6 protein-coding genes are annotated in these 11,869 nt (G+C 47.2%); 3 read left to right on the top strand and 3 right to left on the bottom strand.

Going from position 1 to position 11,869, the window contains the following annotated elements:
* Window positions 1-54: 54 nt before the first annotated feature.
* Window positions 55-1,386 carry a hemolysin family protein gene (locus QUB37_RS18290; protein ID WP_333164579.1) on the bottom strand — a complete coding sequence of 444 codons (1,332 nt, stop codon included), beginning with the start codon at window positions 1,384-1,386 and terminating at the stop codon, window positions 55-57.
* Between the two features lie 424 nt (window positions 1,387-1,810).
* On the opposite strand from QUB37_RS18290, the gene mfd reads away from it, so the two are divergent.
* Window positions 1,811-5,368 (top strand): transcription-repair coupling factor, encoded by a 3,558-nt coding sequence (mfd, locus tag QUB37_RS18285; RefSeq protein ID WP_333164576.1) that lies wholly within the window; start codon window positions 1,811-1,813, stop codon window positions 5,366-5,368.
* Window positions 5,369-5,500: 132 nt separating this feature from the next.
* Complete coding sequence (locus QUB37_RS18280) at window positions 5,501-6,154, top strand: S-layer homology domain-containing protein (protein ID WP_333164573.1); 654 nt, start codon at window positions 5,501-5,503, stop codon at window positions 6,152-6,154.
* A gap of 321 nt (window positions 6,155-6,475) precedes the next feature.
* Here the strand turns inward: QUB37_RS18280 and QUB37_RS18275 are convergent, their stop codons facing one another.
* Complete coding sequence (locus QUB37_RS18275; protein ID WP_333164570.1) at window positions 6,476-7,192, bottom strand: heme oxygenase (biliverdin-producing); 717 nt, start codon at window positions 7,190-7,192, stop codon at window positions 6,476-6,478.
* 248 nt (window positions 7,193-7,440) lie between these two features.
* On the bottom strand, window positions 7,441-10,686 hold the full coding sequence (gyrB, locus tag QUB37_RS18270) for a DNA topoisomerase (ATP-hydrolyzing) subunit B (RefSeq protein ID WP_333164568.1): 3,246 nt from the start codon (window positions 10,684-10,686) through the stop codon (window positions 7,441-7,443).
* A 258-nt stretch (window positions 10,687-10,944) separates the two neighbouring features.
* Here gyrB and miaA point away from each other — a divergent pair, with 258 nt between their 5' ends.
* Complete coding sequence (miaA, locus tag QUB37_RS18265) at window positions 10,945-11,847, top strand: tRNA (adenosine(37)-N6)-dimethylallyltransferase MiaA (RefSeq protein WP_333164567.1); 903 nt, start codon at window positions 10,945-10,947, stop codon at window positions 11,845-11,847.
* Window positions 11,848-11,869: the final 22 nt, after the last annotated feature.

Raw genomic sequence — 11,869 nt, 5'->3', positions numbered from 1 at the left:
GCTGAATGGTTGATGTAGGGTGCGCCTAGCGCACCTTACCCGTGAGTTCAAATTTTAGGTTTTTGGTTGGGTTCTAGGTCTATCGCCCGCTGAGTCGATCGGCATTACCAAGACTTTATCAACTCGGTTCCCGTCCATATCGACTACTTCCACGCGCAAACCGTTCCACTCAAAATGCTCGGCTGCTGTGGGAATTTTGCCCAAATTTGTAATCACAAAACCGCCCATTGTGTGGTAACTTCCTTTGTGTTCTGCTGACAATTCTTCGATTCCAAATATCTCAAAAAAATCTTCGACTGCTAGCATTCCGTCTAATAGCCAAGAACCGTCTTCGCGCTGGACGGCTTCTGGCTCGTCAGCATCTTCAATCGAGGGAAAGTCGCCCACGAGTTCGACTAAAATGTCGTTGACTGTAACCAATCCTTGAATGACGCCGTATTCGTCTACTACCAAGGCAATTTGATTGCTAGATTGTTTGAAAAGTTCTAATACTTTTAAACCCCGCGTGCTTTCCGGTACAAATAACGGTCGTCGTAAAGAAGCGCTTAAATCTAGGGGTTGACCAGTTAAAGTCCGAGACAGCATATCAGTAACGTGTACTAAACCGACAACGTTGTCGAGCCCTCCCTGACAAACGGGAAACCGAGAATGACCACTGCCGAGCATTTTTTGGCGATTTTCTTCCACTGAATCGTCGAGGTCGAGCCAGGTAAGATCTGGACGCGGGGTCATTAAGGCGCTGACTCGCCGATCGCCCAAACGAAACACTCTTTCCACCATATCTTGTTCGGCTTCTTCAAAGGTTCCGGCTTCTGTTCCTTGCTCGATTAAAACTTTAATTTCCTCTTCTGTAACTTGCGGTTCTGTCGAGGGCGATATCCTCATCAGTCGCATCACTAAGTCAGTGGAATAACTTAACAGATAAACCGCAGGAGCGCCAATTTTTGAGAGCATTCGCATGGGAATTGCTACACTTGAAGCGATCGGCTCTGGGTTGTTAAGCGCCAGCCGCTTTGGCACGAGTTCGCCGATAATTAAGGTCAGATAAGTGATCGTTAAAATTGCTACTACTGAGGCGATCGTCTGAGCATAAGGCGCGAGGGCAGGAATCATGCGTAACAAAGGCTCTACCCTTTTAGCAATTGTCGTTTCTCCGAAAGCGCCCGACAGAATGGCCAGCATCGTAATCCCGATTTGAACTGTCGGCAAGAACTGATTGGGGGCATTAGCCAGATCCAAGGCTACACGGGCATTGATCGAACCTTGGTTGGCCATCTGTTGCAGTCTCACCTTGCGTACAGAGATGATGGCCATCTCTGACATCACAAACAAGCCATTGAGGAAAATTAGCAGGAGAACAATCAGAATATCGGTACTTGGGGACATTTCTAAAATTTTCGGTAGTAACGGCGAAGCGCTCTGCCCGGTTAGTCGATTTTAGATTTTAGATTTTAGATTTTAGATTGACTCCGCAGCCAGTATCTGGGGGATTTCCCTAATGTCTAAAATTTTTCGATCTTCACAACTTGAGTACGTGGCAGGGTATCCGTCTTTGGGTGCAGTCACAGGAGAGGTCTGGAAGCTGCGAATCTCGATCGCAAAATCGAAATTTTTTCTAAACCTGTCACTAGATTAACGGAACTGGCTTGATCACGATCGCAGGATCGACATATTAAAGCAGAAATCTATCTCCAGTTAAGTTCCCAGGCCTCAACAGCAGAGCGGCACAATCATGGATGTTTGTCGTACAATCTCCTTAACAGGCAAAGGGAAAGAGCCTTCGCCGATCAGGGATTAAAATTAAAAGCGCATGACTTTCTCTTCAATAATTCGTACCCTGGGGCGATCGCCCCTAGCAACAGAACTCCTCAACAAGCTCAAGCGCCATCGCTACGTGCAACTGTCCGGCGTAGCCCGTTTGCCCAAAGGTTTAGTAGCTTCCGCCCTCGCACAGCAAGAAGGGCGTAGTTTACTGGTAGTGACGGCAACTCTAGAAGAAGCCGGCCGCTGGGTGGCCGGGCTGGAGGCTATGGGCTGGCAGACTGTGCATTTTTACCCAACTTCGGAGGCTTCTCCCTACGAGCTATCTTACTCCGACGAGAACGAAATGACTTGGGGACAAATGCAGGTGCTGGCGGATTTGGTCGAGAAACGAGAAACAAACGCTAATTCTAAGCCGATCGCGATTGTAGCTACCGAAAGAGCTCTCCAGTCTCACTTGCCCCCACCGGATGCTTTTGAACCCTACTGTCTGACGCTGAAGCGAGGTGCGGTTCAAGACTCGAAGATACTTGACCGACAACTGGTGTCGATGGGGTACGATCGGGTGACTCTGGTAGAAATGGAGGGCCAGTGGAGTCGCCGGGGCGATATTGTCGATGTCTTTCCCGTAGCGGCGGAGTTGCCAGTACGGCTGGAATGGTTCGGAGATAATTTGGAGCAAATTCGGGAGTTCGATCCGTCTTCCCAGCGATCGCTCGATAAGGTAGATCGATTAGTTTTAACTCCCACTAATTTTAACACAATTATTAAAGCAGTTTTATCTGAAAAAAATATTGACGAAATTAACCAACTAGGCTCTGTAGATCCAGAAAATGAAGCCGAAAAATTTGTCCGCAGACTGTTGGGTTTAGCGTTCGAGCAACCTGCATCTTTGTTGGATTATTTGACAGAAAATACTTTAGTTGTTATTGACGAACCGCAAGGGTGCGAAGGTCACAGCGACCGCTGGTATGAGAATGCACAGGAACAGTGGAATAATTGTAATCGGGAATCGGCAGTTGCTGAGGCGGGAACAGAAAAGTTGCCAATTGCTAATTTGAAAGTTCCGAAAATTCACCGAACTTTTGCTGAATCTATGGCAGATGTCGCAGCTTTCGAGAGGCTAGAACTTTCAGAATTGGCAGAAGATTCTACGGCTAAAAAACTTCAAAGCTCTGCGGAGGGCGACCAGCTACCGTCTGCGATTAATTTGGCTTCTCGGCCTGTGCCGGTGATGCCTCACCAATTTGCGAAGCTGTCTCAAATGCTCAGGGAAGAGCGCGATCGGGGTTTTACCATTTTTCTGGTTTCTGCTCAACCGAGTCGATCGGTTTCTCTGCTGTCGGAACACGACTGTCCGGCTCAGTTTGTGGTGAATCCGCGCGATTATTTGGCGATCGATAAGTTGCAATTGCAGCACGTTCCGGTTGCTTTGAAGTACAGCGGTTTAGCAGAATTGGAAGGTTTTATTCTGCCGACTTTTCGGATTGTTTTAATTACCGATCGGGAATTTTACGGTCAGCATTCTTTGGCTACTTTTAGCTACGTCCGCAAGCGCCGCCGCGCTGCTTCTAAGCAAGTAGACCCGAATAAATTAAGCCCTGGTGATTATGTGGTTCACCGCCAGCACGGAGTGGGTAAATTTCTCAAGTTAGAACGCTTGACGATCGATCGCGAAACTCGCGAATATTTGGTGCTGCAATACGCTGACGGTACTCTGAGAGTGGCGGCCGATCAATTGGGCGCTTTGTCGAGGTTTCGGACTGTAGCCGATAAAGTACCGGATCTAAACAAGCTGACAGGTCAAACTTGGGAAAAAACTAAAACAAAGGTTCGCAAAGCTGTTAAGAAATTGGCAGTGGATTTGCTGAATCTTTATGCTAAAAGAGCTAAACAAACAGGTTACGCTTTTCCTCCTGATATGCCTTGGCAACAAGAGTTGGAGGATTCTTTTCCTTACCAGCCAACGCCGGATCAGTTGAAGGCAACTCAGGATGTGAAACGCGACATGGAGGGCGATCGACCGATGGATCGCTTGGTCTGCGGCGATGTTGGTTTTGGTAAGACAGAAGTTGCTCTGAGAGCAATTTTTAAGGCTGTTACGGCGGGCAAGCAGGTGGCTTTGCTCGCGCCGACGACGATTTTGACCCAACAGCACTATCACACGCTCTCGGAGCGTTTTTCCCCTTATCCGATCGAAGTTGGTTTGCTCAATCGCTTTCGCACAGAAACCGAGCGCCGGGAGATTCACAAGCGTTTGGCGACTGGGGAATTAGATGTGATTGTCGGTACTCAAGCTGTTTTGAGCAAAGCGATTAAATTTCGGGATTTGGGCTTGTTGGTGGTGGATGAAGAACAGCGGTTTGGAGTTAAGCAAAAGGAAGCAATTAAATCTCTCAAAACAGAGGTAGATGTTCTGACTCTGACAGCAACGCCGATTCCCCGGACTTTGTATATGTCGCTGTCGGGGATTCGCGAGATGAGTTTGATTTCGACTCCGCCTCCTTCCAGGCGCCCGATTCAGACGCATTTGGCTCCCTATAACCCGGAAGTGGTGCGATCGGCAATTCGTCAAGAATTAGACAGGGGCGGTCAAGTTTTTTACGTGGTGCCGCGGATTGAGGGGATTGATGAGTTGGCCGCTCAGTTGCAGGAGATGGTTCCGTCTGCCAGAATTGCGATCGCCCACGGTCAAATGGAGGCGTCGGAACTAGAATCAATCATGCTGACTTTCAGTGCGGCAGATTTCGATATTTTGGTGTGTACGACGATTATTGAGTCGGGTTTGGATATTCCGCGAGTCAATACTATTTTAATTGAAGACGCGCAGAAGTTTGGTTTGGGTCAGCTTTACCAGTTGCGGGGACGGGTGGGACGCGCGGGGATTCAAGCTCATGCTTGGCTGTTTTATCCGAAGCAGAACCAACTGTCTGATGCTGCAAGGCAGCGGCTGCGGGCAATTCAAGAGTTCGCGCAGTTGGGTTCGGGCTATCAGTTGGCTGTCCGAGATATGGAAATTCGCGGTTCGGGTGATGTTTTGGGTACTGAACAATCTGGTCAAATGGAGGCGATCGGTTTTGATTTGTATGCTGAAATGTTAGAGGAGGCTATTCGGGAAATTAAGGGTCAGGAAATTCCGAAAGTTGAGGACGCGCAAATCGACCTCACTTTGACGGCATTTATTCCTGCCGATTACATCGCAGATTTGGATCAAAAGATGAGCGCTTACCGATCTGTGGCTTCTGCTAATAACTCAGAAGAGTTACAGCAGATTCAGGCTGATTGGTGCGATCGTTATGGGCCAATTCCTCTGCCAGCCCAGCAACTTATCCGTGTTGTCGAACTCAAACAAATCGCTAAAAAAATCGGTTTTTCTCGGATCAAACCGGAGAATAAGCAGAACATAGTTTTGGAAACTGCGATGGAAGAGCCTGCTTGGAATTTGCTCAAGGCTAATTTGCCGGAACATTTGCGCTCTCGTTTTGTCTACAGCAAGGGGAAGGTTACTATTCGGGGTATGGCGGTTTTGACGGCCCAAAAGCAATTGGATAATTTGATTGATTGGCTGGGTAAAATGCAGGGCGCTTTGCCGGAATCCAATCTTTGATTTTAATATATAATCCCCAAATCTCGCGCACCGCCGAAACCACAGAATAGTACCAATGGAACTATAAAAAATATTACTGCTGTTTTCATGATGGTTTTAGCGACAGAAAGGATTAAAATCGTGAAAAAGTTAGTGAGTATTTTTTTGGCGATCGCGCTAGTGCAAGGAGTGCCAATGGGGGTTCAATCTCAACAAATAATTGACCCGATTGATCGGGTTGTGAGTGCAGGATTGATGAATAAAGATGCTAGTGGTAATTTTAATGCTGATGGCATTGTCAGTCGCGCCGATTTGGCGATGATTTTAGTGAAAACTTTTGGTTTGGAACGGCGGAAAACCGCTCAGAAACCGGATAGGGAATTGCCGGATGTACCGAAAAGTTACTGGGCTTACAGTGCGATTCAAACTGCTTTGAAAACGGGAACGATGAGCGGATATCGCGACGGAATGTTTTTCCCAAATCAAAAGGTGACTCGCGCTGAAGCTTTGGCGATTTTTGCTCAAGCTTACGGGGTTTTTCAATTTCCAGATCCCAGCATTTCCGAAATTTTAGCTAACTATCCAGATGCAGGCGAAATCCCTAATTGGGCTAGAAAGTCTATGGCTACTGCACTTTATGAAGGGTTTGTTAACATTGATCTGGCAACTAATAAGATTAATCCTTTGAAGCCGATGACTCGTGGGGATATCGCTTACGCTTTAAGCAAGTATTTAGAGCGGCAGGTAAGGCCTAGTTCTTTGCCTGTTCCGGACGAGCAGCCTCCTGATCGCGGCATGGGAAGGTGATAGTTGTTCTGCATTTAAATTAAATTTTTTGGGCGGGCAGGATGCCCAACCCCTACTCCCCACAAGAGTTTCAATAAACAGGATTGTGAAAATTAAATGCACACCAGCTTAGTTGTAAGTTGTGGGAACCGTCTTGACGTTTACGACGTTCTTAATTCCTTCTTCCTTCTTCCCTCTTCCTTCTTCCTTCTTTTAGAAAAAGTCGATCGCCCGCCATGCAAAATCCCGGAGATTTGGTGACTGTAAAAGCAGCCATCAAACCCCCAGGATTTAAGTTTTTCCTCTTAAACGAGGCTCAAATTATCCCCAGTGAGCTTTAACTCAATCAGCAGTAGCCAATTCGGTACTGGCGCCACCGCGCTTCCGCGTCAGGGTATTGAAAAGCATCTGACCGACAGCTTTAATTAAATTGCCTTCTAACTCCATAAACATCTTCATGTTCATGCCAAAAGCTGCATTAGCTTCGTCAACAATTCTCTCTGCTGTTGCTTCGTCAATCGGCAGTTCGTTCATTGCCTGACGGTAGTTAGCTTTGAATTCTTTTTCATCAGGAATATCCTGGAATTCATAGAAAGCAGTGCCTTCTCCCTCGGAAAGATTCATCCCGCGCTGGGCAATTCCCTTGAGGATTTGTCCGCCGGATAAATCGCCAAGGTAGCGAGTGTAAGAGTGAGCTACTAACAGTTCCGGTGCGGTCGCAGAAATCTCGTGAATGCGCTGCACATAAGCTTTAGCTGCGGCTGACGGAGCTACTTGTTCCCGCCAATTCGCACCGTAGTAGTAAAATAAATCTTGCTCTAAGCTTTGTTTGCGATTCAACTCAGAAAAGTTAATTTTTGAAACAACCGGATGCTGCTTTTGGCGTTCCATTTCCTCTTCCATTGCCGAGTAGACAAAGTAGAGGTTTCCTACTAACTTCCGGTAAGAAGTTTTTTCTACAACGCCTTTTAAAAAACACTTGACAAAACCGACGTTTTCTGCCATTGTGTGGGACTTTTTCGTTCCCTCACGCAATTTGGTCGCTAAATTGATGCTCATGCTATATTGTCCAACCTTCTATTTTTGTGGTAGTTGATGGATGCGCCAAAAATCTAAAATTTACCTAAGTGTTTACCTTAGATCGATTTGATGAGAGATTGTATTAATTTTTATAACAAAACCTAGAGAAATTAAACGGCCCTGATGTCCGATCGCCCGAAAGGGCAGAAGGCATCAGGGCCGCAAAAGTTTAGTCATTAGTCCTCAGCTATTAGCTGTTAGCTAACGACTGACGACTAATGGCTAATTTAGATGTCCAAGTCGAGGAGGTTGAGTTTGGGGCCGTAGGTTTCGATGAATTCGCGGCGGGGGGCGACACGATCGCCCATTAAGATCGTAAAGATGCGATCGGCTTCAGCAGCGTCTTCAATTTCCACCCGTTTCAGCGTCCGAGTTTCTGGGTTCATCGTCGTATCCCACAACTGTGTCGGCATCATTTCACCCAAACCTTTGAACCGCTGAATGGTGTAGTTAGCATTCGCCGGAAATTCATTGCGGATGAGATTGTTCATTTCGCGATCGCTGTAACAGTAGTAATGATTGCGTCCCCGTTCCACTTTATAGAGAGGAGGACAAGCAATATAGATGTAACCTTGTTCTACAAGTGCGCGCTGATAGCGGTAGAAGAAAGTCAACAATAGCGTGCGGATGTGAGCACCATCTACGTCAGCGTCAGTCATAATTACGATGTGGTGATACCGCAATTGACCCGGATCGAATTCTTCGCCTTTGATACCCAAACCCAGGGCTGTAATTAACGATTGAATTTCGTTATTTTTGTAGATTTTGGCATCGTCTGTTTTCTCAATGTTGAGAATTTTACCGCGCAAAGGCAGGATTGCTTGGAATTGGCGATCGCGCCCTTGTTTGGCACTGTTATGGACAAAAATTCCCGCCCCTAATGCAAAGTTGTGACTGTTGGGCACTTCGATGTCGTAGACATCGTACCGCTCCTCCAAATGTTCGATCTTGACAACCCGGTGGTTGTAATTCCGAACCGCTTGGCGAGCATATAGTGCATCACCATTAAAGTAGCGATCGCAAAAACTCTCATACTTCAACAAACACTTATCTTTTTTCGTGCGGCGGTAGATATTGTAATAATCAACATCAATCCACCCCATTTTCATCTCAACAGCCTTCAAAGCTTCAAGAGTTTTGCGGTAATAAGTTTCGTTCAAAGCTTCTTTACGTTTCTGGCGAAACTCCGGCGTCCACTGTTCCTTAGTTTTTTCGCGCCGCCAGTCCAACAAATTCTCATCTTGCCACTGCTCTTTCGCAAATTGCGAATTAGTCTGCCGCGCTTCAGGATTGTTAGCAAAATGATTGCGAACCCGTTCCGACTGAGCCAAACGGTTTTCTTCGGAACTCCAATACTCTTGCTGGGCTTGGTTCAGCAGTTCATTATTCTGCTGGCGATAAGTTTCATCAGTATCGTAAAACTCCCGCCACTTGCTCGTCATGTAAGCTTTATACTCTTCATCTTCCCACTGAGCTTTCGCCTGTTCTGAAAGAATTTGTCGCGTTTCGGGCTGCCGCATCCGCTCTTTCATCATCGCCCGAAATTCATCGGTCATGTGAGCTTGACGGCTCTTTTCAATGACATCGGGCCTGTGCAAGGTTTTCTCAAGGTTCGCGCGGTGAAGAGCCAAGTGATCCTCAGCAGGCAATCGCTGAATATTTGTCGGATTGTTGTTGAGTTTGTTAAAGTCAACGTGATGGCGGTGATTGCCGTCAGATGCGAGATAAACGCCGTGTTTCAGGTTGTAGAAATCCGCTAAAAGATGGGTGTAAATCCACTTATCACTGTTGGGATTCCAAACCATTTCGTAACCGTTAAGTCCCTGACCCTGTTTGGTTTTTTCCGACAACTTGCTGTGGAACGGCATTAATGAATCTTCCGGTGTCAGCATGGCGGCTGCTTTGTAAGTGCCATCCCGCAACATGAATGGATGGTCGGGAGTGCAAGTTATTGTCTCCCCATTGTCTAATGTCAGTTTGACAACTTCAGCATTTGCTTTAGTCATCCGAGCATTAGTTATTCGCTCAAACCCGATGTTTCCACTCTCGCGAATGGTGTAGCAAAAGTGTTCTTTGCCTTCTGCTTGTTCGTCAACTATCTGTTTGATAGTTTTTGTCGTACCGTCAGCTAATTTTATTTCTTGAAATGAAAAAAAACAGCCCCCCGCGGAATCGCCCTCGACCAGGTATATCTCAGACAGGGCGGGGTCTCTGGAGCTACAGTCCGCTAATTTTCCAGGCAAAGGAGACGATTCTAAGACTGATTTGCGGCGGACTAAATCGCGGGCACGACGGGCTGCTTCAGCGGCCTTAAATGCCTGAATTGCTTTTTCCAAAATAGCGTCGGCTACTTGGGGGCGAAACTCCAAATATTCTGTCAATACTTCGCCTACCAAGGAATCGACAATTCCCCGGACTTCGGTATTGCCCAGTTTAGTTTTAGTTTGGCCTTCAAATTCCGGGTCTGGGACTTTGACCGAAATCACTGCTGTCAAACCTTCGCGAACGTTTTCGCCGGCGAGGTTGGGCTCGTTTTCTTTGATTTTGTTGCGCTTGCGGGCGATCGAATTCATCGTCCGCGTCAAAACAGCCTTCAAACCTTCTAAGTGCGTGCCACCGTCGATCGTCCGAATGTTGTTAGCAAAACCGAGAACATTGTCGCTAAAAGCATCAACACACCACTGCAAAGCCACTTCGATCTGCACGTTGTTGCGTTCGCCTTGCACGTAAATCACTTCTTCGTGCAGAGGCTGCTTTTCGCGGTTCATGTAGGCGATATATTCCTTGATTCCGCCCTCATAACAGTATGTTTCGATGCGAGGTTCGCTACTTTTGAGCAGTTCCAAACGGTGGTCGCTAAACGTAATTCTCACGCCCGCATTCAAGTAACCCAATTCTCGCAAGCGCCCGGCGAGTGTAGTGTAATCAAATTCAATGCCAGTGCTAAATATTTGAGTATCTGGCAAGAAAGAAACTGAAGTGCCGGTGCGAGTGCCTTTGTTGGGCTTGGCATTAAGTTCAGTAACTGGATTGCCTCTTTCGTAGCGCTGTAAATGTTCTTTTTGGTCGCGCCAAACTGTCACTTCTACCCACTCGGACAGCGCGTTAACAACAGAAATACCTACACCGTGCAATCCTCCAGAAACCTTGTAGCCACCACCGCCAAATTTACCGCCGGCGTGAAGTACAGTCATTACTGTTTCTATTCCCGATTTGCCAGTCTTGGCAACGATGCCGGTCGGAATACCCCGGCCGTCGTCTGTCACGGTAACGGAACCGTCGGCGTTGATGTCAATCTCGATGTGAGTGCAGTGGCCAGCCAGCGCCTCATCTATGGAATTGTCCACAACCTCGTAAACTAGATGGTGGAGTCCTCGCGGGCCGGTGGTACCGATGTACATCCCCGGCCGTTTACGGACTGCTTCGAGACCTTCGAGAACTTGAATCTGGTCGGCGCTGTAGCTGCTGGTCATACAAAAATAGCTCCAATAATGAGGCCTAAAGCCCCGAAAGCTTCTAAAATGGGAAAACTCCTAAAATTATAGCACAAAACCGTTAAAGGCGATGCTAGGGCTTTCTGAAGGGAAATTTATCGTGGGGAGGGAGGGGAATAGTTTTGAGATTGCTTCCCGCCTGCCCAGGCAGATCGCGGTGAATCAGGGGAGGGAGAGAGGGGAAAGCATTGAGAGGAGAGGATTTGAGAGTTTTTATAGGGAAATGTGCGACAGCTTATGCCTAGATTAATTACGATTTGCGGGGCGACGGCGACGGGGAAGTCGGGAGTGGCTTTGGCTTTGGCGGGGCGGCTGCAATCCTCGATCCTGAGTGCGGACTCGCGTCAAGTGTACCGCGAATTTGACATCGGAACCGCAAAACCGACGGCGGTCGATCGCGCCTGTGTACCGCATCACTTAATTGACATCTGCGATCCCACAGAAACTCTGACACTAGCAGATTACCAGCAACAAGCTCAAAATTTCATTGCTGCTGTCGATTTTCCTGTTTCTCCCCCCCTGTTGTTGGTGGGAGGGACGGGCTTATATATTAAGTCTGTAGTCAGGGGTTTGAAAATTCCGAGGGTAGCACCGATGCCCGAATTGCGATCGCAACTTGCGGAACTCGGACAATCTCAATGTTACGCGATGTTGCAGCAAGTTGATCGCTCTGCCGCTAAGAAAATTCACCTCAATGACCCAGTAAGAACTTTAAGAGCACTGGAAGTATTTTATGTCACTGGTCGCCCTATATCGGAACAGCAGGGCGAAAATCCTCCCAATTATCCTATTTTACAAATTGGGTTGGATTGTGATATTGATGTTTTGGTCGATCGTATCAAACAGCGCACAGAACAAATGCTAGAACGCGGTTGGATTGCTGAAGTAGAATATTTGTGTAAAAAATACGGCTGCGACTTGCCACTATTGAACACACTGGGTTATCAGGAAATGAAACAATATTTGGCTGGCGATATTAAGCTGGAAGAAGCCAAAGAATTAACAATTTTGCACACGCGGCAATTTGCCAAGAGACAGCGCACCTGGTTTCGGGCCTATCCTGAAATTGAATGGTTTGATGTGAGTACGCCAGATTTATTGGAACGAGTTTGGCAGAGAGTGCAGGAATTTCTCAAGTGATTTTATATCGGAATTAAAGATT

The organism is Microcoleus sp. AT3-A2, from assembly GCF_036705685.1.
In the GTDB taxonomy this organism is placed as follows: domain Bacteria; phylum Cyanobacteriota; class Cyanobacteriia; order Cyanobacteriales; family Microcoleaceae; genus Microcoleus.
Note: the sequence above shows the minus strand (reverse complement) of the source record. Positions and strands in the feature narration are given on the sequence as shown.

Bases quoted from the DNA above. Each gene is read 5' to 3' on its own strand.
- QUB37_RS18275 (WP_333164570.1), bottom strand. From the start codon at position 7,192: ATGAGCATCAATTTAGCGACCAAATTGCGTGAGGGAACGAAAAAGTCC.
- QUB37_RS18290 (WP_333164579.1), bottom strand. From the start codon at position 1,386: ATGTCCCCAAGTACCGATATTCTGATTGTTCTCCTGCTAATTTTCCTC.
- gyrB (WP_333164568.1), bottom strand. From the start codon at position 10,686: ATGACCAGCAGCTACAGCGCCGACCAGATTCAAGTTCTCGAAGGTCTC.
- miaA (WP_333164567.1), top strand. From the start codon at position 10,945: ATGCCTAGATTAATTACGATTTGCGGGGCGACGGCGACGGGGAAGTCG.
- mfd (WP_333164576.1), top strand. From the start codon at position 1,811: ATGACTTTCTCTTCAATAATTCGTACCCTGGGGCGATCGCCCCTAGCA.